Consider the following 24,833-nt stretch of genomic DNA (forward strand, 5'->3'; position numbering starts at 1 on the left):
GCTCGGCAGTGCCGAGCGGGGCGTTTTCATCAAGTGGACATCGAGCCGGCAATGGCCCGACCTCCGTTCGAGGGAGGCCACGCGGAGCGATCTGCACCCCGGTAGTCAACATGGCGAGAAGGAATGGCGTTCTCGATCATGGCCGTGCCTCCACACGAGGAGCTGTGATCAATCCCAGCTCAGAGCGCCGCCCACCTGGTATTCGGTGACGCGGGTCTCGAAGAAGTTCTTCTCCTTGCGCAGGTCGATGATCTCGCTCATCCACGGGAAGGGGTTTTCGGCGCCCGGGAACTGCTCCTTGAGACCGATCTGCGCCAGGCGACGGTTGCAGATGAAGTGCAGGTACTCTTCCATGATCGCCGCGTTCATACCCAGCACGCCGCGGGGCATGGTGTCGCGGGCGTAGGCGATCTCGAGCTCGGTGCCCTCGAGGATCATCTGGGTGACCTCGTCCTGGAACTCGGCGGTCCACAGGTGCGGGTTCTCGATCTTGATCTGGTTGATCATGTCGACGCCGAAGTTCAGGTGCATCGACTCGTCGCGCAGGATGTACTGGAACTGCTCGGCGACGCCGGTCATCTTGTTGCGCCGGCCCATGGACAGGATCTGGCTGAAGCCGCAGTAGAAGAAGATGCCCTCGGTCACGCAGTAGAAGGCGATCAGGTTGCGCAGCAGCTCCTGGTCGGTCTCCGGGGTGCCGGTGTGGAAGTCCGGGCGGGCCAGCGACTGGGTGTGCTTGAGGCTCCAGGCGGACTTGGCCGAGACGGAGGGCACCTCGCGGTACATGTTGAAGACCTCGCCTTCGTCCATGCCCAGCGACTCCACGCAGTACTGGTAGGCGTGGGTGTGGATCGCCTCCTCGAAGGCTTGGCGCAGCAGGTACTGGCGGCACTCGGGGTTGGTGATCAGGCGATAGACGGCCAGCACCAGGTTGTTGGCGACCAGCGAGTCGGCGGTGGAGAAGTAGCCCAGGCTGCGCTCGACGATGCGGCGCTCGTCCTGGGTGAGGCCGTCCGCACTCTTCCACAGCGCGATGTCGGCGTTCATGTTCACTTCCTGGGGCATCCAGTGGTTGGCGCTGCCGTCCAGGTACTTCTGCCAGGCCCACTCGTACTTGAAGGGCACCAGCTGGTTGAGGTCGGCGCGGGCATTGATCATCCGCTTGTCGTCGACGTCGATGCGCTGGGCGCCGACTTCCAGTTCCTCGAGGCCGGCGGCCACGTCGAGCTCCTCCAGGGACTGCTTGGCGCGGGCCAGGCGATCCTGCTCGGCCACCTGGTAGGCGCCGGCGCTGTCGCGGACCTCGGCCTTGGGCGCAGCGGGCTGCGGTGCGGGGGCCGGCTGGGGCGCCTCGGCGGTCGCAGCGTCGTTATCAACCGTGTCTTCGTGGAACTCGTTCCAATCGATCATGTTCTTCCTCGTTCCTCGGAGGTGGAAGGGATAAGAGGCAAGCGCCCGGTGGGCAGAAGAGGGGGCTGCGGGCCTTCCCTCTTCAATCGGCGCGCCGCGCCGCCTTCCCTCTTCCTTCTTGTCGTTACTGGCAGGCCTCGCAGCCGAGCTCGTCGATCTCGCCCGCTGAGGGCGCCCGGGAGCCGCTGCCGCTCTTGCCCTGCAGGAAGTCGTCGATGCCCTTGGGCTCGCTCTTGGCTTCCGGTGCGGCGGACGGCGTCGGCGCCGGGGCGGAGCCGGGCGAGGCGTTGCTCACCGCGTTGAGATTGCCGCGGTCCACGGTGGATTTCTCCACCGAGGTGGCGCCCAGGGCACGCAGGTAATAGGTGGTCTTGAGGCCGCGGAACCAGGCCATGCGATAGGTCACATCCAGCTTCTTGCCGGAGACGCCCTGGATGTAGAGGTTCAGCGACTGGGCCTGGTCGATCCACTTCTGGCGGCGAGCGGCGGCCTCGACCAGCCATTTGGGCTCGATCTCGAAGGCGGTGGCGTAGGTGGCCTTGAGATCGTCCGGGACGCGGTCGATGGGCTGCACGGAGCCGTCGTAGTACTTGAGGTCGTTGATCATTACCTCGTCCCACAGCCCGCGCGCCTTGAGGTCGTTGACCATGTAGGCGTTGACCACGGTGAACTCGCCCGACAGGTTCGATTTCACGAACAGGTTCTGGTAGGTCGGCTCGATCGACTGCGAGACGCCACAGATGTTGGAGATGGTCGCGGTCGGGGCGATGGCCATGACGTTGGAGTTGCGCATGCCCTGGTCGGCGACCTTGTCGCGGATGCGATCCCAGTCCTGGGTAGCGGCGGTGTCGACCTCGATGTATTTCTCGCCGCGCTCCTGCTTCAGCTTCTCGATGGAATCGATGGGCAGCACGCCCTGGTCCCACAGCGAGCCCTCGAAGCTCTGGTAGCGACCACGCTCGGCGGCCAGGTCGCTGGAAGCCTCGATGGCGTGATAGCTGACCAGCTCCATGGAGGTGTCGGCGAAGGTCACGGCCTCTTCGGAGGCGTAGGCGATGTCCTGGGCGTACAGGGCATCCTGGAAGCCCATGATGCCCAGCCCCACCGGGCGGTGCTTGAAGTTCGAGTTCTTCGCCTGCGGCACCGCGTAGTAGTTGATGTCGATGACGTTATCGAGCATGCGCACCGCGGTCTTGACGGTCTTCTTCAGCTTGTCGCCGTCGAAGGCGCCGTCCACCACGTGCTGGGCCAGGTTGATGGAGCCCAGGTTGCATACCGCGATCTCCTCCGGGGAGGTGTTCAAGGTGATCTCGGTGCACAGGTTGGAACTGTGGACCACGCCAGCGTGCTGCTGCGGGCTACGCAGGTTGCACGGATCCTTGAAGGTGATCCACGGGTGACCGGTCTCGAACAGCATCGACAGCATCTTGCGCCACAGGTCCTTGGCACGCACGCGCTTGAACAACTTGAGCTGGCCGCTTCTGGTCATCTCCTCGTATTCCTGGTAGCGCTTCTCGAAAGCGGCGCCGTACAGGTCGTGGAGGTCCGGGCAGGTGGCCGGCGAGAACAGGGTCCATTCCTGGTCGTCGAAGACCCGCTTCATGAACAGGTCCGGCACCCAGTTGGCGGTGTTCATGTCGTGGGTGCGGCGACGGTCGTCACCGGTGTTCTTGCGCAGCTCGAGGAACTCCTCGATGTCGAGGTGCCAGCTCTCGAGGTAGGCGCACACCGCGCCCTTGCGCTTGCCGCCCTGATTGACCGCCACCGCGGTGTCGTTGACTACCTTGAGGAACGGCACCACGCCCTGGGACTTGCCGTTGGTGCCCTTGATGTAGGAGCCCAGCGCACGCACCGGGGTCCAGTCGTTGCCCAAGCCGCCGGCCCACTTGGAGAGCAGGGCGTTGTCGCGGATGGCGCTGTAGATGCTGTCCAGGTCGTCCGGCACGGTGGTGAGATAACACGAGGAGAGCTGGCTCCTGACGGTGCCCGAGTTGAACAGGGTCGGGGTGGAGGCCATGTAGTCGAAGCTGGAGAGCAGCTCGTAGAACTCGATGGCCCGCGCCTCGCGGTCGTCCTCGTTGAGCGCCAGGCCCATGGCGACGCGCATGAACATCACCTGGGGCAGCTCGTAGCGCACCTCGTCGCGGTGGATGAAGTAGCGGTCGTAGAGAGTCTGCAGGCCCAGGTAGGTGAACTGGGCGTCGCGGGTGTGGTCCAGCGCATCGCCCAAACGCTCTAGGTCGAACTCGGCCAGCCGCGGGTCGAGCTGTTCGAACTCGATGCCCTTGTCGATGTAGGCCTGGAAGGCCGGCTTGTAGAGCTCGGCCATCTCCTGGTAGGTCGCCTCGTCGGCGATACCCAGGAACGACAGCGCCTCGCGACGCAGGTTGTCCTGCAGCAGCCGGGCAGTGACGTAGGTGTAGTTGGGGTCCTTCTCGACCAGGGTCCGCGCGGTCATCATCAGCGCCTGGGAGACGCCGTCGACGGTCACGCCGTCGTAGAGATTCTTCAGCGAGTCTTCGACGATCTTGCCCGGATCGACGTTGGTGAGGTTCTCACAGGCGTCGAAGGCCAGGGTCTCGACCCGGCCCAGGTCGAGTGGGCGGGTGCTGCCGTCCGGCGCGGTGACGTTGAGCGTTGGGTGGGGCTTTTCGATGTCGGCACCGGACTCGGCGCGGGCGCGGGCGTGCTCCTCGCGGTAGAGCACGTAGGCGCGGGCGACCTTCTGCTCTCCGGCGCGCATCAGGGCCAGTTCGACCTGGTCCTGGATGTCCTCGATATGGACGGTGCCACCGTCGGGCATGCGGCGCAGGAAGGCCTGCGCGATGCCATCGGAGGCGCGCTGCACGAAATCGCGGACCCGCGAGGAGGTGGCGGCGTTGTCGCCCTCCACGGCGATGAAGGCCTTGCTCAGGGCCACGGCGATCTTGCCGGCATCGAAGGGCACGACATCGCCGGTGCGCTTGATGACACGCAGGGTCTGCGGTGCAGTAACGGAGACGGACGGACGGTCCGGGGCAGCGGTGGTATCCATGGCGCCGGGGTTCCCTACCTTGTCGGTTGAAGAAGGCCGCCGGAGGGCGACGGTTGACAGAGTTCGGCAAGGTTGCTAGTGCCACATGATGTGGTGTTCCTGCCGAAGTCGAGCACAAGATAGTGTGCTTTGGGTCGCTCATCAAGTGGATAACTTGTGGATGGGCTGTGGCCTTTCGGGGACTGATTCGGCACATCATCGCGAGGCCGCATGGTTGGGCCGTCGGCGTGAATTCGTGCCGGTGACCATCGAGCGAAGGAAGGCGTTGTCGGGTATTCTTTAGCTACCGGTGGTCGGTCAAGCGCCGACGGTGCCACTCTACCCGAACGCCCGTTGAGGATGATGACGCAGAAATGGACGACAGCCTGGACTCCCAAGAACAGGATCACGTGCTGATCATCGAGGATGATGAGCGCCTGGCCGAGCTGACCCGCGATTACCTCGAGACCAACGGTTACCGTGTGACCCTCGAGCCCGACGGCGCCAACGGCGTCGAGCGGATCCTCTCCCTGCAACCCGACCTGGTGATCCTGGACCTGATGCTGCCCGGCGAGGACGGCCTGTCGATCTGCCGCCGGGTACGCTCGGAGTATCCCGGTCCCATCCTCATGCTTACCGCTCGCACTGATGACATGGATCAGGTGCTGGGGCTGGAAATGGGCGCCGACGACTACGTGGCCAAGCCGGTTCAGCCGCGAGTGCTGCTGGCCCGCATGCGCGCGCTGCTGCGTCGCCGCGAAGCGGAGCCGGTCGGGGATGAGGTGCGGCTGGCGTTCGGCCAGCTGGAAGTCGACAACGCGACCCGTGAGGCCTTCCTGGCCGGGGAGCGCATCGACCTGACCAGCGCCGAATTCGATCTGTTGTGGCTGCTGGCCAGCAATGCCGGTCGGGTGCTGACCCGGGAAGAGATCTTCTCTCAGCTGCGCGGTATCAAGTACGACGGCCAGGATCGTTCGATCGACGTGCGAGTCTCGAGAATTCGGCCCAAGATCGGAGATGATCCCAACCAGCCGCAGCGGATCAAGACCGTTCGTAGCAAAGGCTACCTGTTCGTCAAGGACGGCTGATGGCAACCTCCCGCTTGCTGCCCCGGGCCCTGGCCGACAGCACCTTCCTGCGGGTCTATGTGCTGCTGGCCCTGGCTCTGGTGATGATCTTCGCCCTGGCACTGCTGGCCATCACCGTCGTCGACAAGGTGCGTCGTCAGCACTACCAGGAGCAGCTCGCCGAGGCGCCGATGACTTTGCTGACGGCTCAGCTCGAGGCACTCCCCGCCGAGTGGCGAGCCGACTGGCTGCGTGAGCAGAGTGCTCGGCTGAATATCCAGCTGTCGCTGTATGACATGGCGGACTACCCGCTTGGTTACTTCGACCGAGCCCGCCTCGAGGGTGGCCAGACCCTGGTGCGTCAGACCGAAGCCATGGGCTGGCGATTGCATCGTCGGCTGGCGGACGAGCCCCTGCTGATGCGTGCCGAACTGGCCTCGCTGGGCGAAGACCAGCTGATGGGGTTGGCCCGTCAGTTGGGACAGTGGTTGATGGCGGTGCCGCCTGAGCAGCGGGCCGCCCGGCTCGACCGGTTGCGCAGCGGAGTGATCCAGCTCAAGCTCACCGATACGCCGCCCGAGGGCCTCGACCCGGCACGATTGGCCACGCTGGGGGACACCGAGGTGGTCGTACGCCTGCTGCCCCAGCGCTGGGCCATGTCGCTTTACCTGCGGCTATCGAGCGCCGGCGGCGGCATGCAATGGGTCGAGGTCGGTCCGCTGTATGCCTTCGAGCCGTTGCCGGCCTCGCTGCTGTTGCTGCTATTGCTGCTGTTGCTGGCCATGCTGGCGGTGATCATCTATCTGATCGTACGCGGCGTGGAGGCACGCATGGCCAAGCTCGAGCTCGCCGCCACGCGCATCGCTGCGGGGCGTCTGGACACCCGAGTGAAGGTCGAGGGCAACGACTTCCTGAGCCGGCTGGGCATGGCACTGAACGGTATGGCGACTCAGGTGCAGTCGCTGCTGCGTGGCCAGCAGGACATGATCCGGGCGGTGTCCCATGAGCTGCGCACCCCGGTGGCGCGTATTCGCTTCGCCGTGCAGATGGTCGAGGACATGACCGATGATCCCGGAGTGCGTCGCCATCTGCAGGGCATCGACGCCGATATCACCGAGCTGGACGACCTGGTCGACGAGATCCTTACCTATGCGCGTCTGGGGAGCGAATCAGCCAACGGCGTGACCTTCGAGACCTCACTGGTGGAGTGTCGGGCCATGGCCGAGCGGGTCATCGAGACCCTACATCCGCTGCATGCCCATCTCAGCCTCACTCTGGCGCCCGGTGCCGAGGTAGAGGCCGCGGCCGAGACACGCTACCTGCAGCGGGCGCTGCAGAACCTGGTGGCCAACGCCTGCCGCCATGCGCGCTCCCGGGTGATGATCCGCATCCACGGCGAGCCGCGGCTGGTACGCTTCGACGTCGAGGATGACGGCCCTGGGGTGCCGACGGCCAAGCGCAGCGAGATCTTCAAGCCCTTCGCGCGGCTGGACAACAGCCGCGCGCGGCGCTCGGGGGGATACGGTCTGGGGCTGTCTATCGTGCAGAAGGTCATGGCCTGGCACGGCGGCAGCGTGATGGTCGATGACAGTCCGACGCTCGGCGGGGCTCGCTTCACGTTGCTGTTGCCTCAGCGAGCCACGGTCCGGGACGCTTGAATCCTCGAACCGACCTCTCAGGCCGGCTTGATCCCCGCCAGCACCGAGAACGACGTCTCACGGGCGGTGCGCAGGAAGTCTTCCATCCAGGGGGCGTCCCGGGTTTCCTCGCGGATCGCCGCGAACAGCGTGCTCCATACCCCATGTTCGCCCAGCGGTACCGCCTTCACGTAGTCCCGTTCCAGGTATTCGGTCAGCGCCCAGTTGGGCAGGGCGCAGACCCCGCGACCGCTGGCGACCAGCTGCATCATCATGATGGTTAGCTCGGCGGTGCGCACCTCCCGGGGCTTGCAGCCGGCCGGGTCGAGGAACTGGGTGAAGACATCCAGCCGGCCGTGCTCCACCGGATAGGTGATCAGGGTCTCATCGACCAGTTCCTCCGGCGTCACGAAGCGCTGGCCGGCCAGGCGATGCTGGCGGGCGACGGCCAGTAGCCCCTCGTAGCGAAACAGCGGCTCGTAGTGGACGCCGGGCAGCGGCTGAGGGTCGGCGGTGATCACCAGGTCGAGCTGCTCGCGGGCCAGGGCGGGCAGGGGGTCGAAGTGATGGCCGCCGGGGATGTCGATCTCCACTTCGGGCCAGTGGTCACGGAAGTGATCGACGGTAGGCATCAGCCACTGGAAGCAGCTGTGGCACTCTATGGCCATGTGTAGCCGCCCTTGCTCGTTGCCGGCCAGTCGTGCCAGATCACGCTCCGCCATACGCACCTGGGGCAATACCTGTTCGGCCAGCGTCAGCAGGCGCAGGCCGGCGCGGGTGAACTCTACCGGGCGGGTCTTGCGCAGGAACAGCGGGCTCTCCAGTCGTTCCTCCAGGTCCTTGATCTGGTGGGAGAGGGCGGACTGGGTGAGATGGACCCGCTCGGCGGCTTCCACCAGGGAGCCGGCGTCGCGCAGGGCGATGAGGGTGCGGAGGTGACGGAGTTCGAGCATGATTCTGAGCTAGCTTCATGATGATGAAGAGCAAGTTTAGTTTGATTCAGTTATAGGGGCCAGTCGGTCCGGCATCGCGGCCCTAACACCGCCGTCGGCTGGTATGCTGGCGGCAATGGAGTTCCGCTGCGCAAGGAGTCACTGCCATGCCTCATTTCTCGTCTTATCGAATTGCCCTGCCGCTGCTGATGGCGTTGGGGCTGTCCGGCTGCGTCACCTATGTGAACTCGCCGGCGCCCGAGCCCGCACCCGAGCCGCCAGCGATCGACGAGGCCAACGCCAGTGCCGAGGATGAAGACCCGGTATCGCCCAAGGCCCCGCTGCTGCCTTCGACGCTGTTCCCCGGCGAGGCCGGTGAGCTGGTGGGCTGGCGCTGCACGCCGGCCCAGGACCTGGTCACCGCCGCCGCCGAGGACGAGCTGCGGCTATGGTCCGCCCATGGCGCCAATAGCTTGTCGCCCGCCGTGGTGGCCAGCGGCAGCCGCTACCAGAAGGGTGAGCTGAGTGTCTGGCTCAAGGGCGACGAGGCGCTGGTTGAGAGCCAGCAAGGGCGGCTGGACTGCCGGCGGGACATCACTCTGGATGCTCTGACCCGCGAGGGGCACCCAGGGGTGATGTTCCACGCCCGCGGCAACGAGCCGGGCTGGAGCGTCGAACTGGCCAACGACGTGCCGAAGCTCGATCTGTCGCTGGACTATGGCAGTCGGGAGCTGACGCTGCCCTATCGGGTGACCACCCTCGACAACGGCGCCGGACGAGTGATTCTGGCCAGCGGCCAGGCGGCACGCCCGTTCACGCTGCGCATCGAGGCCAAGGCCTGCTTCGATGACATGAGCGGCCAGCCCTGGCCGGCTCGGGTGACGCTCTCGCTCAACGGCCAGACCTATCGAGGTTGTGGGCAGGGCATCGCACCCTGAGTGCCTCGCTTATATTCGATATGATCGAACGATAGCTGCGGTTTTTCCCGCTTATCGTGGTCAAAAACGAATATATAATGGCGATCATTCCTCAGCTCATGATGCTTCAAGGAGATCGCCATGACCCGCGTCCTCGTTCTGACCTCTTCCATCCTCGGCGGCAACTCTCAGCAGCTGGCCGATCACTTCAGCGGTCTGGCCGCCGAGCGTGACGGCGTCGAGATCACCCATCGCGACCTGGTAGCCGACGAGCTGCCCCACCTGGGCTTGCCGGAGCTGTCCAGCTGGCAGGTGGCGGCGGACGAGCGCAGCGACGAACAGCGCGAGCTGGCGGCCCGCTCCGACGCCCTGATCGAGGAGCTCAAGGCGCATGATGTCGTGGTGTTGGGTGTGCCGCTCTACAATCTCGGCATTCCCTCGCAGCTCAAGGCCTGGTTCGACCGCGTGATGCGTGCCGGGGTGACCTTCCGCTACACCGAGAGCGGTCCCCAGGGCCTGCTGGAAGGTAAGCGTGCGGTGATCCTGGCCGCCCGCGGCGGCCAGTATGCCGGCACCGAACTCGATAGTCAGACCCCACATCTCATGAGCATGCTGGGACTGATGGGCATCGGCGAGGTGGACACGGTGTTCGCCGAAGGACTGGCCATGGGCGAGGCGCAGCGCGACAGCGCCATGGCCGAGGCTCGCCAGGCCATCGCCGGGCTGGTCGAGCGACTCTGAGCCGGGCATTTCACAAGCGTCATCGACGAACGGGGCGGCCTTCGGGCCGCCCCGTTCGCGTCTAGGTAATGCTCAACAGGCTGGCGTCGCCGTCAGCCACCAGCTGGGGTCGACGAACCGGCCGAGGCACAGCTGCGGCTCCGGCGACAGCAGGCGCGCGCCCAGCCGCCTGATGGCCTCGCCGTCGTCGCGGCGGGGTGTCTCGAGCTGGCGGGTGGGCGTCAGCGGCTGCCAGGCCTCGGCACTGCGCTCGGCGAGGGCGTAACGGAAGGGGTGGAAGCCCGGGAAACCCAGTCGCAGGTCGGTGGCCACCAGGGTGGCCGGTGTCGTACGTTCGTCGATCTCGTAGCGCAGGAAGGGGCCCGCGAACCAGTCCAGGCGACGGCCGGCGCGACCGGCCAGGGCGAGAGGCTCCCACTCGGCGCCGCGGGAGAAGGTCTCGACCCGGGGGCGATGGTCACCGTCGAACACGCCCACCAGGATCTCGTGGTAGCGGTTGTCGTCCGCCACGGTGGCGCGCCACAGCAGGATGTTGAAGGGCGTGGGCTGTACCAGCCGTGGGGCCTTGGCGAGGCCGCGCTCGGCGAGTTCCGGCTCGAGGCGGGATTCGACCAGCGTCTTGGCGCCCAGCGACAGCACCAGATAGGCGCACGACAGCGCCAGCCCCAGGCGGGTTGCGCCGACCCGGCCGCCGATCAGGGCAATCAACACGCCCGCCAGCAGCGGCAGCGAGTAGAGCGGGTCGATGATGAACACCAGCGGATGGGCGGTGGGGCGCACGTCCAGCGGCCACCACAGCTGGGTGCCGTAGGTGGTCAGGGCATCCAGCAGCGGATGAGTGAGCAGGCACAGCCCGAAGAAGGCCGCCCAGCGGCGAAGGCCGATGCCTCGCGCCGGGATGAGGCGGGCCGCCAGCAGCGTCAGGGCCGCGGCGAGACCTGTCAGCACGAACAGTGAGTGGCTGAAGCCGCGATGGCGAGTGATGTTGGCCACCGCATCGCCGTAGTCGATGATCACGTCCAGATCGGGCAGGGTGCCCAGGACGGCCCCGAGCAGCACCGCCTTGCGGCCCAGCCGGCGGCCCAGCACGGTACCGCCGATCGCCGCGCCCAGCGCGGCCTGTGTCAGCGAGTCCATGGTCGTGTGTGTCCTCGAATCATGGCGTTCAGGTCCCGGAAGCGTCGTTCGGACGCGCCCAGGCGGGGCTGGCGGCCAGCACGCGCGCTTGCACCGGACAGTCGTCGCGGTGGGCGCCGGGCAGGTAGCCGGTGCTCATCAGGAATTCGCCGACGATCTCTGGCCCGGTGAAGCGGAAGGTGCGCTTGAACAGCTTGACCCAGTCGCCATGGGGGCGCGGGTGGTGCGCCTCCAGCCAGGCCCGGAAGCTGCCGTGCTCGGCCTGGAGCCCGCGGATCACGACGGCGTTGTGGATCACGGCGTCGACCTTGAGGCGGTTGCGGATGATGCCGGCGTCGGCCAGCAGCCGGGCCCGCTCGGCCTCGCCGTAGGCAGCTACGCGGTCGATGTCGAAGTCCTCGAAGGCTGCGCGGAAGGCGGCGCGCTTCTTGAGCACCGTCAGCCAGGATAGCCCGGCCTGGTTGATCTCCAGCACCAGGCGTTCGAAGAGCACGTGGTCGCCTTCCACCGGGAAGCCGTATTCGTGGTCGTGATAGGGGCCGTGAAACGGATGGGCCGGGGCCAGGTCACAGTAGTGGCTCATGAGTCCTGCTCGTCGAGTTTGGCGAAGTCGTGTGTTGCTGTCAGCATGCCCCGGTTCGTCCGTTCTGTGAACAAGGAGAATTTCATGCAATACCTGCACACCATGGTCCGAGTCAGCGATCTTGAAGCCTCGCTGCACTTCTACTGTGACTTGCTTGGCCTCGAGGAAGTGCGTCGCAAGGAGAGCGAGAAGGGCCGCTTCACCCTGGTGTTCCTCGCCGCGCCCGCCGACGAGGCGCGCTCGACAGAACTCCAGGCACCGGAACTCGAACTGACCTGGAACTGGGACCCCGAGACCTATACCGGCGGGCGCAACTTCGGCCATCTGGCCTACCGCGTGGCCGATATCTATGCGCTCTGTGAGCGCCTGCAGGCCGGCGGGGTCACCATCAATCGCCCGCCCCGCGACGGCCACATGGCCTTCGTCAGGAGCCCCGACGGCATCTCCGTCGAGCTGCTGCAGGAAGGCGAGCCGCAGCCGCCGAAGGAGCCCTGGGCGTCGATGGAGAATGAAGGGTCGTGGTAAAGGCGTGAGCGGTGAGACGTCCGCCGCCGGCAGGAAACCCGCCGGCGGCGTCATGGTGGGGCGGAATAGGGTCAGTCGGGGCGGACCGCCATGCGGCCGCTGCCGAGGAAGATCAGCGCCAGGGCGCCGAAGAAGAACAGCCCCTGAAGCTCGAGCTGCCAGCCGCCGTTGTCGTTGAGCATCAACAGCTCACCGGTATGCACCAGCAGGAAGGCCACCAGCATGTTGCCGGCCATCAATAGCCCGGCCAGCCGGGTCTGCCAGCCGACGATGGCCATGATCGGGGCGAGCAGTTCGCCGATCAGCACCCCATAGGCCAGCACGGCAGGCAGCCCATAGCCTTCCAGCATGCCACCGATCCAGTCGATCGATCCCGGGTTGAGCAGCTTGGACACGCCGTGGAAGAGCAGCAGGCCGCCCACGGCGAGGCGCAGGATCAGCTTGCCGAGGGCGTCATTGTGCAAGGCGTTGAGCATGGGACATCTCCGTGTCGATGGGATGCTTCAAGCATTGTCCGAAAGGCTGGCCTGGGGCAAGCTTGGGCGCGATACCGCCACTACCCGTTCAAGGACGACCCCATGATCGCGAAGATTCGCTATGCCCTGCCGCTGTTGATGCTCGTGCTGTTGGTTGGCTGCGCCTCCGGTCCCGCGCCGGTGAGCCAGCCCGGCGAGGGCGAGACCCTCTCCGGCCCTGTGGTCGGACCGCGCTGGAATCTGCTGCTGGTGGGTACCAGCGACCGCCTCGACCTGCCGACCACTCCGCACTTCGAGATCTCGCCGGACGGACGTGTCAACGGCCATGACGGCTGCAATCGCTTCACCGGCAGCGTTGAGCTGGGGCCGGACAATCGCATCGAGTTCGGCCAGCTGGCGTCCACCATGATGGCCTGCCCGCACATGGACGAAGCCGGCCAGGTGACCGCCATGCTCGATACCGCCTACCGCTACCTGATCGACCACGACCGGCTGGTGTTCTTCGGTCCCGATCAGCGGGTGCTGGGCGGCTTTCGCCGCTCTCGCTGATCCTCCAGCTGCAGTCCATACGCGAACGGCCCGCCGGATAGGCGGGCCGTTCGCGTTACATTGGGAGTTTCCTAGAGCGCGGCGATCTTGTCGCGCTGCTCCACCAGCACCTTGCGGGCAGCCTGGCCAGGTGAACCGCGCAAGCTTGTCGCGCCGTTCGTCTCAAACGCACGGGGTCAGAGGGCGGCGATCTTGTCGCGCTGCTCCACCAGCACGCGGCGGGTGGCCTGGAAGTCCGCAAGCTTGCCGCGCTCCTTCTGTACCACCGCCTCGGGGGCCTTGGCCACGAAGCTATCGTTGCCGAGCTTCTTCTCGATGCCGCCGATCAGCTTGTCCTGCTTGTCGATCTCCTTGGCCAGGCGCGCGAGCTCGGCGTCCTTGTCGATCAGCCCGGCCATGGGCACCAGCACCTCCATCTCGCCGACCAACTGGGTAGCCGCGAGCGGCGCCTGCTCCGGATCGTCGAGCCAGGTGGCGCTCTCGAGCTTGGCCAGCTTGGCGAGGAACGGCCGGTTGGCCTCCAGGCGCGCGCTGTCGCCCGCGGTACCCTTGGTCAGCAGTACCTCCAGCGGCTTGCCCGGGGCGATGTTCATCTCGGCGCGGACATTGCGCACCGCGACGATCACGCCCTTGAGCCACTCGATGTCGCGGGTGGCGTCGTCGTCGATCAGCGCCTCGTCGGCCGCCGGCCAGGGCTGGGTCATCACGGACTCGCTTCCGGCGTCGGAGACGACGCCGGCCAGCGGCGCCACGCGCTGCCAGATCTCCTCGGAGATGAACGGCATCATCGGATGGGCCAGGCGCAGCACGGCCTCGAGCACGCGCACCAGGGTGCGGCGGGTGCCGCGCTTGGCGGCCTCGGAGGCGGCATCATCCCACAGCACCGGCTTGGAGAGCTCCAGGTACCAGTCGCAGTACTCGTTCCACACGAAGTCGTAGAGCGCCTGGGAGGCGTGGTCGAAGCGGAACTCCTCCATCGCCTTCGTTACCTGGGCCTCGGTCTTCTGCAGCTGGGAGACGATCCAGCGATCGGCCAGCGACAGTTCGACCTCGCCACCGGCCGCGCCGCAGTCCTGGCCTTCGGCGTTCATCAGCACGTAGCGCGAGGCATTCCACAGCTTGTTGCAGAAGTTGCGATAGCCGTCGAGGCGGCCCATATCGAACTTGATGTCGCGACCGGTGGTGGCCTGGGACAAGAAGGTGTAGCGCAGGGCGTCGGTGCCGTGGGGCTCGATGCCGTCCGGGAATTCGCCTCGGGTGGCCTTGGCGATCGCCTTGGCCTTCTGCGGCTGCATCATGTTGCCGGTGCGCTTCTCCACCAGGGCGTCCAGCTCGATGCCGTCGATCAGGTCGATGGGGTCGAGCACGTTGCCCTTGGACTTGGACATCTTCTGGCCCAGGCCGTCGCGCACCAGGCCGTGCACGTAGACCTGCTTGAAGGGCACCTCGCCGGTGAACTTCAGGGTCATCATGATCATCCGGGCGACCCAGAAGAAGATGATGTCGAAGCCGGTGACCAGCACGTTGGAGGGGTGGAAGGTCGCCAGCTCCTCGGTTTGCTCGGGCCACCCCAGGGTGCCGAAGGTCCACAGCCCGGAGCTGAACCAGGTGTCGAGCACGTCCTCGTCTTGAGTCAGGGCGACATCGTCGGCCAGGCCATGTTTCTTCCGGGCCTCGGCCTCGGTGCGGGCCACATAGACGTTGCCTTCGGCGTCGTACCAGGCCGGGATGCGGTGGCCCCACCACAGCTGGCGTGAGATGCACCAGTCCTGGAGGTCGCGCATCCAGGCGAAGTACATGTTCTCGTAGTTCTTCGGCACGAACTGGATGTCGCCGTTCTCCACCGCGGCGATGGCCGGCTTGGCCAGCTCCTCGACGGCCACGAACCACTGGTCGGTGAGGTAGGGCTCGATGACCACCTGGGAGCGATCACCGAAGGGCTGCATGATCTTCTTCTTTTCGACCAGTGGCACCTCGCTGCCATCCTCACCGATCACGGTGACGGCCAGGCCTTCGGAGGTGATGGCGTCGACGACGAGGCGGCGCGCCTCGAAACGATCCAGGCCGCGCAACTCGGTGGGGACCAGATTCACCTCGTCCACGTTGTCGATGCCCTCGCCCCGCGCGGCGCGTGAGGCGAGCGTTGCGCTTTCCTCATAGGCAAGGCCGTCCTCGCGCATATGGGCCTTGCGGTCCATCAGATTGTAGAGCGGGATGCCGTTGCGCTGGGCGACTGCATAGTCATTGAAGTCGTGGGCGCCAGTGATCTTGACGGCGCCGGAGCCGAAGTCGGGATCGGGATATTCGTCGGTGATGATCGGGATCAGGCGCCGATGTTCCTTGGGGCCGACCGGGATTTCGCACAGCTTGCCGATCAGGGAGGCATAGCGCTCGTCGGACGGGTGGACGGCGACGGCGCCATCCCCGAGCATCGTCTCGGGACGAGTGGTGGCGATGGAGATGTAATCCCGAGTCTCGCGCAGGGTGACGTTGCCGTCGTTGTCCCGTTCGATGTATTCGTAGGTTTCCCCGCCCGCCAGCGGATACTTGAAATGCCACATGTGGCCGTCGACCTCGATGTTTTCCACTTCGAGGTCGGAAATGGCGGTCTCGAACTGCGGGTCCCAGTTGACCAGGCGCTTGCCGCGATAGATCAAGCCCTCTTCATGGAGGCGCACGAAGACTTCCTGCACCGCCTTGTAGAAGCCGTCGTCCATGGTGAAACGCTCGCGGGACCAGTCCACGCTGGCGCCCATGCGACGCAGCTGGCGGGTGATGTGGCCGCCGGACTCGTGCTTCCACTCCCAGATCTTGTCGGTGAAGGCCTCGCGCCCCAGGTCGTGGCGGCTCTTGCCTTCCTCGGCGGCGACCTTGCGCTCTACCAGCATCTGGGTGGCGATGCCGGCGTGATCGGTGCCCACCTGCCACAGGGTGTTGCGACCCTGCATGCGCCGCCAGCGCGTCAGGGTGTCCATGATGGTGTCCTGGAAGGCATGGCCCATGTGCAGGCTGCCGGTGACGTTGGGCGGCGGGATCATGATCGAGAAGGGCTCGCCCTCGCCGGAGGGGGCGAAACGGTTGTCGGCTTCCCAGCGCTCGTACCAGCGGGATTCGATCTGCTCGGGTTGGTAGGTCTTGTCCATGGAATCTTCCGGGTCGAAGGAGGTGGCGACGACGTGGCACGGCGGGCCTTTCGGGCCGGCGGTGCGAGACGCGAAAATGGGCTCGATTATAGCCCGAGGGGCCGGGTGGCGTCATGGGCGGGGGAGAGGGCGCCCCTTGCCGTTATGCCGTGGGCCCTCAGCCCCCGGCGCGCAGATGGTGTGGCGTGACCGGATAGCCGCGCTTCTTGTAGGTCTGCCAGCAGCGCCGCTTGGCGGTCAGCACCGCCTGGTGCTGGTTGATGATCTCGGCGACCCGCTCGAAGCGTGAGAACCACTCGGGAATCTCCGGGTGCAGGTTGAGCATCGCCTGAACGCCGGCGTCGCCGGGCGGCGGCTCCTGCCAGCCGATGGTCACCGGCACGCCGTTGGCCTGCTCGCTGCCCAAGAGGGCATGGGGCAGGTAGGCGTCGGGCCGGAAGGTCCAGAGCTTGTCGTCCAGTTCCCGGGCCATGGCCTCGTCCTCGGCGTGCAGGTGCAGCCGATAGCCCTTGCGGGCGATGGTCTCGGCTAGCCGGCAGGCGAATGCCAGCCGCGCTTCCAGGGTGGTCTCGGGGAGGATATAGAAATCGATGCGGGTCATGAGACTCCGTTTAAAACGGACTGCGCTCGGCCATACGGCGTTAAAAATCGGCTCAAGCTGCTCATTTAACAACCCGTAAACTCCGCTCTCTCGCCGATTTTTGCCTTGTCTGGCCTTCGCTCGTCGGCGTTTTATCTCGGAGTCTTGGGAGGTAAGGAGCTGCCTGGACGGCGATGCGGGCACCGGGGGCAAGGCGAAGCGAGGGTTATCCGCCAGGGATGGCGGATGTAGCGTCCATGGATGGATTCATCGCGCCTCGCGGAGCCTTGCCCCCGGGAAAGCCCGTTTCGTCGGGGGCAGGGAGAAGCTTAGACCAGGCGCGTCAGCCAGCCGTACTTGTCCTCGCTGCGGCCGTACTGCAGGTCGAGCAGCCGGGTGCGCAGGCGCTTGGCGATCTCGTTGTCGCCCTCGGCGGCGAGGCGGATGGTATCGTCCTCGGTCACCAGCTCGCCCACCGGGGTGATCACCGCGGCGGTGCCGCAGGCGAAGACCTCGATGATCTCGCCGCTGGCCGCACCCTCGCGCCACTCGTCGATGCTGATCGGACGCTCCTCCGGGGTCAGGCCCTCGTCTCGTGCCAGGGTCAGCACCGAGTCGCGGGTCACGCCCTCGAGGATGGTGTCGGTCAGGCGCGGAGTGACGATGCGGCCGTCGCGATAGACGAAGAACAGGTTCATGCCGCCCAGTTCCTCGATCCACTTGTTCTCGGCCGCGTCGAGGAAGGCCACCTGGCTGCACTCGTGCTCGGCGGCTTCCTTCTGGGCCGCCAGGGAGGCGGCGTAGTTGCCGCCGCACTTGGCGAAGCCGGTGCCGCCTGGCGCGGCGCGCTTGTAGTGAGAGGACAGCCAGATCGACACCGGCTTGATGCCGCCCTGGAAGTAGGCCGCGGCCGGGGAGGCGATGACGTAGTAGTCGACCTCGTGGGACGGGCGCACGCCGAGGAAGGTCTCGCTGGCGATCATGAACGGGCGCAGGTAGAGGCTCGACTCGTCGGCCTCGCTGGCCGGGGTCGGCACCCAAGCGTGGTCCTGGGCCAGCAGCGCCTTGAGCGAGTCGATGAAGTCATCGTCGGAGAGCTCCGGCAGGGCCAGACGGCGGGCACTGCGACGGAAGCGCTCGGCGTTCTTCTCCGGGCGGAAGGTCCACACCGAGCCGTCGGCGTGCCGGTAGGCCTTCACCCCTTCGAAGATCTCCTGGCCGTAGTGCAGCACCGCGGCGGCCGGATCCAAGGTCAGCGGGCCGTAGGGGCGTACCTCGTGGCCGTGCCAGCCGGCGTCGACGGTCCAGCGCACGTGAGCCATGTGATCGGTGAAATAGCGGCCGAACCCGGGGTCGCGCAGGATGTCCTCACGGATCGGGGCCGCCAGGGGTTGGGCGGCGGGCAGCACGGTAAAACGTTCGGTGGACACGGCTTGATCTCCGCTTCATCGGGGCGCTTCCCGCACCCCGGTACGCTAAACAGGATCACCGGGCCGCTCGGCCCGGTGCGTTGCAATCGACGCCTCTTATGAAAGAGTCGTCACGCCCGGAAGGCAACCCCCGGACGTGATATCCCTCAGGCCTCGTCGTCCGTTTCGAGCCGGCCGTCGGTCTCGCGATCCAGCAGGTACTGCGTGAGCAGGCTGACCGGCCGGCCGGTGGCGCCCTTCTGCTGACCGGAGTTCCAGGCGGTGCCGGCGATATCCAAGTGCGCCCACGGGAACTTGTCGGTGAAGCGCGAGAGGAAGCAGCCGGCGGTGATGGTGCCCGCCGGGCGACCGCCGATGTTGGCCAGGTCGGCGAAGTTGGAGTCCAGCTGTTCCTGATACTCGTCCCACAGTGGCAGGTGCCAGGCGCGATCCCAGGCGGTTTCGCCGGCATCGAGCAGGTCCAGCGCCAGGTCGTCGTCATTGGCCATCAGGCCGGTGGCGTGATGGCCCAGTGCGATGATGGCGGCGCCGGTGAGGGTGGCGATGTCGACCACGCTGGCCGGTTCGAAGCGCTCGGCGTAGGTCAGGGCATCGCACAGCACCAGGCGGCCCTCGGCGTCGGTGTTGAGCACTTCCACCGACAGTCCCTTGAGGGTCTTGATGATGTCGCCGGGCTTGGTGGCACGGCCGCTGGGCATGTTCTCGGCGCTGGCGACGATCGCCACCAGATTGATCTTCGGGCGGATGGCCAGCACCGAGGTGACGGCGCCGAACACGCTGGCGGCGCCGCACATGTCGAACTTCATCTCGTCCATGCCCGCACCGGGCTTCAGCGAGATGCCGCCGGAGTCGAAGGTGATGCCCTTGCCGACCAGCACGTGGGGTGCCTCGTCGGGATCCTCGGCGCCCTGGTACTTCATCACGATCAGCCGCGAGGGCTCGTCGCTGCCGTGGCCAACGGAGAGTAGCGAGTGGGCGCCCAGCGCCTCGAGGGCTTCCTCGTCGAGGATCTCTGCGCTCAGCGTGCCGTCGGACTCGGCGGCCAGCTGCTCGGCGCGGCTCGCCAGGTAGCGCGGCGTGCAGACGTTGCCGGGCAGGTTGCCCAGGGTGCGGGCGGTGTTGATGCCCTGGCCGATACCGTCGCCGACCCGAGCGCCCTCGCGGGCGGCCTCGGCGTTGCCGCCCTCGCTGACCAGCAGGGTCACGCGCTCGAGGCGGGGCAGGGGGCCGGGCTCGGACTTGAATTCGGTGAAGCGATAGACGGCACGATGGGCGGCCTCGGCGACCATGCGGGCCTTCCAGTCGCAGTCGCGGTCGGGGACCGGCACGTCGGTGAAGGCCACGGCGGCATCGTCGGCCGGCAGCGTTGCCAATGCCGTGAAGGCGGCGTCGACGGCCTTGCGGAAGGCGCCTTCCTGGCACTTGTCACGGTTCCCCAGGCCGACCAGCAGCAGGCGATCGGCGTTCAGTCCCGGAGCGAAGGGGATCATCTGCACGTTGCCCAGCTTGGCGTCGAAGTCTTCGCGATCGATCAGCTGGCCGATCAGCCGCTCGCTGGCATCGTCTAGCTTGGCGGCGGCGGGCAGCAGGTCGCCATCCTTGAACACCGGGACCACGAGGCAGGCCGTCTCGGCCTTGGCGGGGTTGGCCGTCTGAACTGGGAATTCCATGGTGTCTCCACAAGACAAGCGGTGGGGGATTCTGGATAATGCCGGCACGTTGCCGAGTCGTCCCAGTGTACCCCAGGAGCCCGCCGGACTTCACACCGATCTGCAGCGCCGTCGGGCCGTGGGGTAACCTCGCGATCCTCGGGCGTTCCGACAGGCAATCGGGACGAGGCATCACCGCACGGAAGATGGCCGGGCCGGAGGGCCGCGGACCGGGAGACAACGTTGATCATATTCCGCTACCTGACCCGCGAGATCCTGCAGACCATGGCCGCCGTGGCCGGGGTGCTGTTGCTGGTGATCATGGGCAGCCGCTTCATCCGCTATTTCGCCACTGCGGCGGAGGGCGAGATACCCCTCGATATTCTCGGCACCCTGATGCTGTTCCACCTGCCGGGTTTCCTCGAACTGATCCTGCCGTTGGCCTTCTTCCTGGGCATCCTGCTGGCCTACGGCCAGCTGTATCTCAACAGCGAGATCACCGTGCTGGTGGCCTGCGGCACCAGCCCCAACAAACTGCTGCAGGTGAGCCTGGTACCCGCCACGGTGGTGGCGGTGCTGGTGGGGCTATGCAGCCTGTGGCTGACTCCTGCCGGTGCGTTGCACAACGAGGTGATGCTCGAGAAGCAGCGCAGCCAGCTGGACTTCTCCGCCCTGACGCCGGGCCGCTTCCAGGACTTCGGCGGTGGGCGCACCGCCTATACCGAAGCGCTGACCGAAGACGACAGCCGCATGCAGGAGGTCTTCATCAGCGAACGACAGCGCCGCTCTGACGGCACCCCCTCCACCGTGGTGACCCGGGCCGAGGCCGGCTACCAGACCGTCGACCCCGAGACCGGCAGCCGATTCCTGGTGCTCTCCGACGGGGAGCGCTACAGCGTCGCCCCGGGACGTGCCCAGGCCGAGCGCCTCGAGTTCGGCAGCTACGCCGTGCGACTGTCGCGGGACGAGCAGAGCCTCGACCTGGACGAGCCCGAGTTCGTCGCGACGGCGGCATTGCTGGCCGATAACAGTACTTCCGGCGCGGCCCAGCTGCAGTGGCGCCTGGGGCTGCCGCTGATGGTGTTCATCCTGACCCTGCTGGCGATGCCGCTGTCGCGGGTCAATCCGCGCCAGGGCCGTTTCGCCAAGCTGCTGCCGGCGATCTTCCTCTATGTGGCCTACCTCAGTCTGTTGCTGGCGGCGCTGGACGCCATCGCCCGGGGCAGTTGGCCGGCCACCCTCGGCATGTGGCCGATCCATGCGGCCTTCCTGGCCATCGGTCTGGTGATGACGCTGCAGGCCCAGCGCAAGGGGATGAGCGGATGATCGCCGATCGCCTCGACCGTTACATCGCCCGCCAGATTCTCGGCGCCATCCTGGTGGTCCAGGTGATATTGCTGGGCCTCGATCTTGTGATCACCTACATCAACGACCTGGGCGACGTGGAGGGCGACTACGGCGCCCTGCAGGTGCTCTTCTACCTGGTGTTCCGGCTGCCCTGGCGCTTCTATCAGTATGCGCCGGTGGGGGTGCTGATCGGCGCGCTGATCGGGCTCGGCAGTATGGCCTCGAGCAACGAGCTGACCGTCATGCGTGCCGCCGGCCGCTCGCTGACCCGCATCCTGTGGGGCGTGATGAAGCCGATCATCCTGGTGATCGCCGTGGTGCTGTTCGTCGCCGAGTTCGTCAGCCCCAGGACCGAGCAGTTCGCCAGCGCCTGGCGGCTCGAGCAGATGCAGGGCGAAGGCGCGGTGCTGAGCGAGAGCGGCGGCTGGCAGCGCGAGGGCGACGACTTCTATCGCTTCGGGGCGATCCGCGCCGACCAGGTGGTGCTGGACCTGACCCGCTACCGTTTCGAGGGACGCGAGCTGCGCTCGACCCTCAACGCCCGTCGCGCGGTGTGGCGCGATGGCGCCTGGGTGCTGGAAGACGTCTCCGAGACACACGTCATGGACGACCGTACCCTGGCCAGCTACCAGGCCACGCGCCCCTGGGAGACCGAGCTGACCCCGCAGAGTCTCGATCGGCTGCTGCGGGACGTGGAGACCCAGGCGCCCAGCGAACTGTGGGCCTACGCTCGTCACCTGCAGTCCCAGGGCCAGGATGCCACCCAGCCGCTGATCTATTTCTGGCAGAAGGTGCTGATGCCGCTGACCATGGCCTCGCTGGTGCTGGTGGCGGCGTCCTTCGTGTTCGGGCCGCTGCGCAGCGTGGCCGCCGGCACGCGCGTCTTCTACGGCGTGGTCACCGGGCTGGTGTTCAAGTATCTCCAGGACCTGCTGGGGCCGGCCTCCACGCTGTTCGGCTTTTCACCGGCCTGGGCGGTACTGGTGCCGACGCTGCTTTGCGCCGGCCTCGGGCTCTACCTGCTGCGCCGAACCGGCTGATCCGGAGTTCTCCATGCCGCGACGCTTCGACCGCCTCGACGATGTCTGGCCCGCCGGCCTCGGCCGGCGCCTCGGTGCCATGCTCTACGACGGCCTGCTGGTGCTGGCGCTGTGGATCCTCGTCGCCGGGGCCCATGTGGCGGTGAGCCGTCTGGCGCTCGGCTTGCCCCCCGAGCGAGTGGGCCTTGGCGTCGCCCAGGTTTGGTCGCTGCGTGCGCTGATGGCGTTTTCAGCGCTGGGCTTTTTCACCTATTTCTGGACCTGCGGCGGGATGACGCTGGGCATGCAGGCCTGGCGGCTGCGCGTGCAGACGGCTGACGGCCACGCCATCGGCTGGCGCCAGAGCCTGGTGCGCTGCGTGGTCGGAGCGTTGGCATTCCTGCCGCTCGGTCTCGGCCACCTGTGGGTGCTGTTCGACGGCGAGAGACGCAGCTGGTCGGACATCGCCTCCGGCACTCGGCTAGTGGTGTTGCCCAGGCGACGCTGACGTCGCCGTTGGCGTCCTGCGACCAGGGTAGTGACACGCTATGCTTGCGATAGCCCATGCGAATCATTTACATTCGACATCATGATCGATGTGAGGTGATGTCATGTACGTGTGTCTGTGCAAGGGTGTGAGCGACAAGGCGATCCGTCGTAGCGTGCAAGAGGGTGCGCGCAGCTGGCGCGAGGTCCAGCGCGAGACGGGCTGCGGCACCCAGTGCGGCAAGTGCGCTTGCATGGGCAAGGGCATCACCCGCGAGGCCATCCAGGAAGAGCTGAGCATGGCCCAGCAGGGACTCGCCTACGCCGTGTGATGGCAATCGCTATCGTTTCTTTTGGCGTTCTCAAGCATTTGATTTTCTTGAGTTTTTGTTGATATTGCCTAGACTGTCGTTATATATGGCGGCATGCTCCCGTGCGTGCCAAGCTGATCAACGACCCTGACGACAGCAACGAGGTAGTGTCATGAAAGGCGACAAGAAGGTCATCGAGTATCTCAATACCGCCCTCGGTAACGAGCTGGTGGCCATCAACCAGTACTACCTGCACGCCAAGATGTACCAGGATTGGGGTCTGGCGGCATTGGGCAAGTTCGAGTACGAAGAGTCCATCGACGAGATGAAGCACGCCGACAAGCTGATCGAGCGGATCCTGTTTCTCGAGGGCGTGCCCAACCTGCAGGACTACGGCAAGCTGCTGATCGGCGAGGACACCAAGGAGATGCTCGAGTGCGATCTCAAGCTCGAGCTGCAGGGCCGAGACGACTATGTCGAGGCGATTGCCTACTGTGAGTCGGTGCAGGACTACGTCACCCGCGACCTGTTCCGCGACATCCTCGCCGACGAGGAAGAGCACATCGACAAGCTCGAGACCGAGCTGTCGCTGATCGATAAGGTCGGCATCGAGAACTACCTGCAGAAGCAGATGCACGACGCGGAATAGCATGACGCCTGATGGGGCGGCGGCGAATATGAGCGAGGGTTATTCGCCAGGGACGGTGGATGAAGCGCCTAGGGAAGGGTTCATAGCGCCTCGCGAAGATTTGCCGCCGGCCATGACGTATCAAGCGATGAAAGAAGGCGCCCCATGCAGGCCGTGTCAAAACGGCTTGTCAGAGGTCGCTCGAATCGCCCCGCTTTGGCGGGGCGATGTCGTTGCAGCCTGGTCGATGTCACATCGATAGAGGCCCCGGCCTCAGACCGGGGCTTGCCTCAGCCGGGTCATCAGCGCCTCGGCCCCAATATGCCGCATCAGCCGCGTCAGGTTGTACGCCAGTACCGCCAGACTGATCTCTCCTCGGGCTTTGTCGAGCCCACGCACCAGCAGACGACCGGCATTCCCCATCAGCGTGTCTTTGAGCGTGCCGAAGGGATGCTCGACGGTGGCGCGGCGACGTGACATCGCCTTGGGGTCCTCTGTCAGGCGTTGTCGCGACGTCTCAAAGGCGCCTTCATACTGATGGCGGGTGATGGTTCGCCAACGCCCCACCGTACAGCGCGACTTGAGCGTACAGCCGGCACACGCCGTGGGGTTGGCATAGTAAAGGGCTTTCTGGGACCTGTTGCGTTGCTTCAGTGGCAGCCAGTGACCGGCCGGACAGCGGTAGGCCTCCCGGGCCGGTTCGTAGTGGAAAGCATCGGTCTGATAAAGCTGGCCGCCTCCCTGATTGTTGACGGCTCGCCGGGGCGGGATATGGCAGGCCAGGTGGCGTTCTTCGCAGCGCTGTTGCTGTTCACCGTTGGAATAGCCGGCATCGGCCAGTATCGATAATTCCTCCCTTTCCAGAGCCGTCTGGGTCGCTTCCGCCATGGGCTGCAACTGGCGACTGTCGTCGCCGTCCTGCACCGTCTCGTGATGCACAATCAGATGGGTGTTGGTATCCACCGCCGTCTGCAGGTTATACGCCGTGCGGCTTCCCTGCGGCGAGCGCATGAGCCGGGCCTCGGGCTCACCGGTGACGTGATGCTGGATCCCAAGCCGTTCCATGCGCTCGCGGCTGTCCCGGGTCTGATCACGCAGGGCCTTGAGCCGTTCGAGTGATCGGCGACGCTGGCCATCATCAGGCCCATCCCGATGCGCTTCCTCATGGTCGGTCTCGTCGAGGCCTTCCAGCCAGGCGTCGATACGCGCGTTCAACGCCTGTTCCTCACGGGCCAGCGACTGTTGACTCACCA

22 protein-coding genes are annotated in these 24,833 nt (G+C 66.0%); 11 read left to right on the forward strand and 11 right to left on the reverse strand.

The genetic code is table 11. The features are described 5' to 3' along the window. Positions 1 to 168: 168 nt before the first annotated feature. Together ACGTN6_RS06815 and ACGTN6_RS06820 are read right to left on the reverse strand one after the other, a co-directional pair. Positions 169 to 1,410 (reverse strand): ribonucleotide-diphosphate reductase subunit beta, encoded by a 1,242-nt coding sequence (locus ACGTN6_RS06815; RefSeq protein ID WP_394590600.1) that lies wholly within the window; start codon positions 1,408 to 1,410, stop codon positions 169 to 171. Positions 1,411 to 1,534: 124 nt separating this feature from the next. After that, on the reverse strand, positions 1,535 to 4,444 hold the full coding sequence (locus ACGTN6_RS06820) for a ribonucleoside-diphosphate reductase subunit alpha (protein WP_394590601.1): 2,910 nt from the start codon (positions 4,442 to 4,444) through the stop codon (positions 1,535 to 1,537). A gap of 353 nt (positions 4,445 to 4,797) precedes the next feature. On the opposite strand from ACGTN6_RS06820, the gene ACGTN6_RS06825 reads away from it, so the two are divergent. Further along, complete coding sequence (locus ACGTN6_RS06825; RefSeq protein WP_394590602.1) at positions 4,798 to 5,511, forward strand: winged helix-turn-helix domain-containing protein; 714 nt, start codon at positions 4,798 to 4,800, stop codon at positions 5,509 to 5,511. Further along, entirely contained in the window at positions 5,511 to 7,148 is a 1,638-nt protein-coding gene (locus ACGTN6_RS06830; protein ID WP_394590603.1) for an ATP-binding protein, read from the forward strand. Before ACGTN6_RS06825 ends, ACGTN6_RS06830 begins: the two co-directional genes overlap by 1 nt. Positions 7,149 to 7,165: 17 nt before the next feature. Here the strand turns inward: ACGTN6_RS06830 and ACGTN6_RS06835 are convergent, their stop codons facing one another. Further along, positions 7,166 to 8,080: a LysR family transcriptional regulator gene (locus ACGTN6_RS06835; RefSeq protein ID WP_394590604.1), complete on the reverse strand. Its 915-nt coding sequence runs from the start codon at positions 8,078 to 8,080 to the stop codon at positions 7,166 to 7,168. Between the two features lie 146 nt (positions 8,081 to 8,226). Here ACGTN6_RS06835 and ACGTN6_RS06840 point away from each other — a divergent pair, with 146 nt between their 5' ends. Then, positions 8,227 to 8,997, forward strand: a complete 771-nt coding sequence (locus ACGTN6_RS06840; RefSeq protein ID WP_394590605.1) for a COG3650 family protein — start codon at positions 8,227 to 8,229, stop codon at positions 8,995 to 8,997. Between the two features lie 120 nt (positions 8,998 to 9,117). After that, complete coding sequence (locus tag ACGTN6_RS06845) at positions 9,118 to 9,717, forward strand: FMN-dependent NADH-azoreductase (protein ID WP_394590606.1); 600 nt, start codon at positions 9,118 to 9,120, stop codon at positions 9,715 to 9,717. A gap of 72 nt (positions 9,718 to 9,789) precedes the next feature. On the opposite strand, the gene ACGTN6_RS06850 is transcribed toward ACGTN6_RS06845, so the two are convergent. Both ACGTN6_RS06850 and ACGTN6_RS06855 read right to left on the reverse strand, forming a co-directional pair. Beyond that, positions 9,790 to 10,854, reverse strand: coding sequence for a metal-dependent hydrolase (locus ACGTN6_RS06850; RefSeq protein WP_394590607.1), 1,065 nt, complete (start codon positions 10,852 to 10,854; stop codon positions 9,790 to 9,792). Positions 10,855 to 10,882: 28 nt separating this feature from the next. After that, positions 10,883 to 11,437, reverse strand: a complete 555-nt coding sequence (locus ACGTN6_RS06855; RefSeq protein ID WP_394590608.1) for a DNA-3-methyladenine glycosylase I — start codon at positions 11,435 to 11,437, stop codon at positions 10,883 to 10,885. A gap of 84 nt (positions 11,438 to 11,521) precedes the next feature. Between ACGTN6_RS06855 and ACGTN6_RS06860 the strand changes: the two genes are divergently transcribed. After that, positions 11,522 to 11,962, forward strand: a complete 441-nt coding sequence (locus ACGTN6_RS06860; RefSeq protein ID WP_394590609.1) for a VOC family protein — start codon at positions 11,522 to 11,524, stop codon at positions 11,960 to 11,962. 71 nt (positions 11,963 to 12,033) lie between these two features. On the opposite strand, the gene ACGTN6_RS06865 is transcribed toward ACGTN6_RS06860, so the two are convergent. Then, positions 12,034 to 12,438 carry a DoxX family protein gene (locus ACGTN6_RS06865; RefSeq protein ID WP_394590610.1) on the reverse strand — a complete coding sequence of 135 codons (405 nt, stop codon included), beginning with the start codon at positions 12,436 to 12,438 and terminating at the stop codon, positions 12,034 to 12,036. 102 nt (positions 12,439 to 12,540) lie between these two features. On the opposite strand from ACGTN6_RS06865, the gene ACGTN6_RS06870 reads away from it, so the two are divergent. Then, a complete protein-coding gene (locus tag ACGTN6_RS06870; RefSeq protein WP_394590611.1) occupies positions 12,541 to 12,987 on the forward strand; it encodes an META domain-containing protein in 447 nt (148 codons plus the stop codon). A 176-nt stretch (positions 12,988 to 13,163) separates the two neighbouring features. Here ACGTN6_RS06870 and ACGTN6_RS06875 read toward each other — a convergent pair whose 3' ends face one another. The 4 genes from ACGTN6_RS06875 to ACGTN6_RS06890 form a co-directional block, all read right to left on the reverse strand. Continuing rightward, positions 13,164 to 16,130 (reverse strand): valine--tRNA ligase, encoded by a 2,967-nt coding sequence (locus ACGTN6_RS06875; RefSeq protein ID WP_394590612.1) that lies wholly within the window; start codon positions 16,128 to 16,130, stop codon positions 13,164 to 13,166. A 157-nt stretch (positions 16,131 to 16,287) separates the two neighbouring features. Continuing rightward, positions 16,288 to 16,731, reverse strand: a complete 444-nt coding sequence (locus ACGTN6_RS06880) for a DNA polymerase III subunit chi (RefSeq protein WP_394590613.1) — start codon at positions 16,729 to 16,731, stop codon at positions 16,288 to 16,290. Positions 16,732 to 17,039: 308 nt separating this feature from the next. Continuing rightward, entirely contained in the window at positions 17,040 to 18,140 is a 1,101-nt protein-coding gene (locus tag ACGTN6_RS06885; protein WP_394590614.1) for a branched-chain amino acid aminotransferase, read from the reverse strand. A 146-nt stretch (positions 18,141 to 18,286) separates the two neighbouring features. Next, positions 18,287 to 19,810, reverse strand: coding sequence for a leucyl aminopeptidase (locus ACGTN6_RS06890; RefSeq protein WP_394590615.1), 1,524 nt, complete (start codon positions 19,808 to 19,810; stop codon positions 18,287 to 18,289). Positions 19,811 to 20,032: 222 nt separating this feature from the next. Here ACGTN6_RS06890 and lptF point away from each other — a divergent pair, with 222 nt between their 5' ends. The 5 genes from lptF (at position 20,033) to bfr (ending at position 23,601) form a co-directional block, all read left to right on the forward strand. After that, positions 20,033 to 21,115, forward strand: a complete 1,083-nt coding sequence (lptF, locus tag ACGTN6_RS06895) for an LPS export ABC transporter permease LptF (RefSeq protein ID WP_394590616.1) — start codon at positions 20,033 to 20,035, stop codon at positions 21,113 to 21,115. After that, positions 21,112 to 22,176 carry an LPS export ABC transporter permease LptG gene (lptG, locus tag ACGTN6_RS06900; RefSeq protein WP_394590617.1) on the forward strand — a complete coding sequence of 355 codons (1,065 nt, stop codon included), beginning with the start codon at positions 21,112 to 21,114 and terminating at the stop codon, positions 22,174 to 22,176. The genes lptF and lptG overlap by 4 nt, the downstream gene beginning before the upstream one ends. A gap of 13 nt (positions 22,177 to 22,189) precedes the next feature. Further along, entirely contained in the window at positions 22,190 to 22,663 is a 474-nt protein-coding gene (locus ACGTN6_RS06905) for an RDD family protein (protein ID WP_394590618.1), read from the forward strand. A 103-nt stretch (positions 22,664 to 22,766) separates the two neighbouring features. Next, positions 22,767 to 22,973: a (2Fe-2S)-binding protein gene (locus ACGTN6_RS06910; protein WP_394590619.1), complete on the forward strand. Its 207-nt coding sequence runs from the start codon at positions 22,767 to 22,769 to the stop codon at positions 22,971 to 22,973. Between the two features lie 151 nt (positions 22,974 to 23,124). Continuing rightward, positions 23,125 to 23,601, forward strand: coding sequence for a bacterioferritin (bfr, locus tag ACGTN6_RS06915; protein WP_394590620.1), 477 nt, complete (start codon positions 23,125 to 23,127; stop codon positions 23,599 to 23,601). Between the two features lie 252 nt (positions 23,602 to 23,853). On the opposite strand, the gene ACGTN6_RS06920 is transcribed toward bfr, so the two are convergent. After that, positions 23,854 to 24,833: transposase (locus ACGTN6_RS06920; protein ID WP_394590621.1), on the reverse strand; the 980-nt coding region annotated here is incomplete at its 5' end.

It is taken from the genome of Halomonas sp. B23F22_20 (assembly GCF_043496985.1).
In the GTDB taxonomy this organism is placed as follows: Bacteria; Pseudomonadota; Gammaproteobacteria; order Pseudomonadales; family Halomonadaceae; genus Halomonas.

Coding starts and splice junctions, on each gene's coding strand:
- ACGTN6_RS06840 (WP_394590605.1), top strand. CDS start 8,227: ATGCCTCATTTCTCGTCTTATCGAATTGCCCTGCCGCTGCTGATGGCG.
- ACGTN6_RS06860 (WP_394590609.1), top strand. CDS start 11,522: ATGCAATACCTGCACACCATGGTCCGAGTCAGCGATCTTGAAGCCTCG.
- ACGTN6_RS06890 (WP_394590615.1), bottom strand. CDS start 19,810: ATGGAATTCCCAGTTCAGACGGCCAACCCCGCCAAGGCCGAGACGGCC.
- ACGTN6_RS06875 (WP_394590612.1), bottom strand. CDS start 16,130: ATGGACAAGACCTACCAACCCGAGCAGATCGAATCCCGCTGGTACGAG.
- ACGTN6_RS06850 (WP_394590607.1), bottom strand. CDS start 10,854: ATGGACTCGCTGACACAGGCCGCGCTGGGCGCGGCGATCGGCGGTACC.
- ACGTN6_RS06865 (WP_394590610.1), bottom strand. CDS start 12,438: ATGCTCAACGCCTTGCACAATGACGCCCTCGGCAAGCTGATCCTGCGC.
- ACGTN6_RS06830 (WP_394590603.1), top strand. CDS start 5,511: ATGGCAACCTCCCGCTTGCTGCCCCGGGCCCTGGCCGACAGCACCTTC.
- ACGTN6_RS06910 (WP_394590619.1), top strand. CDS start 22,767: ATGTACGTGTGTCTGTGCAAGGGTGTGAGCGACAAGGCGATCCGTCGT.
- ACGTN6_RS06825 (WP_394590602.1), top strand. CDS start 4,798: ATGGACGACAGCCTGGACTCCCAAGAACAGGATCACGTGCTGATCATC.
- ACGTN6_RS06815 (WP_394590600.1), bottom strand. CDS start 1,410: ATGATCGATTGGAACGAGTTCCACGAAGACACGGTTGATAACGACGCT.
- ACGTN6_RS06880 (WP_394590613.1), bottom strand. CDS start 16,731: ATGACCCGCATCGATTTCTATATCCTCCCCGAGACCACCCTGGAAGCG.
- ACGTN6_RS06820 (WP_394590601.1), bottom strand. CDS start 4,444: ATGGATACCACCGCTGCCCCGGACCGTCCGTCCGTCTCCGTTACTGCA.
- bfr (WP_394590620.1), top strand. CDS start 23,125: ATGAAAGGCGACAAGAAGGTCATCGAGTATCTCAATACCGCCCTCGGT.
- ACGTN6_RS06835 (WP_394590604.1), bottom strand. CDS start 8,080: ATGCTCGAACTCCGTCACCTCCGCACCCTCATCGCCCTGCGCGACGCC.
- ACGTN6_RS06855 (WP_394590608.1), bottom strand. CDS start 11,437: ATGAGCCACTACTGTGACCTGGCCCCGGCCCATCCGTTTCACGGCCCC.
- ACGTN6_RS06870 (WP_394590611.1), top strand. CDS start 12,541: ATGATCGCGAAGATTCGCTATGCCCTGCCGCTGTTGATGCTCGTGCTG.
- ACGTN6_RS06905 (WP_394590618.1), top strand. CDS start 22,190: ATGCCGCGACGCTTCGACCGCCTCGACGATGTCTGGCCCGCCGGCCTC.
- ACGTN6_RS06845 (WP_394590606.1), top strand. CDS start 9,118: ATGACCCGCGTCCTCGTTCTGACCTCTTCCATCCTCGGCGGCAACTCT.
- lptG (WP_394590617.1), top strand. CDS start 21,112: ATGATCGCCGATCGCCTCGACCGTTACATCGCCCGCCAGATTCTCGGC.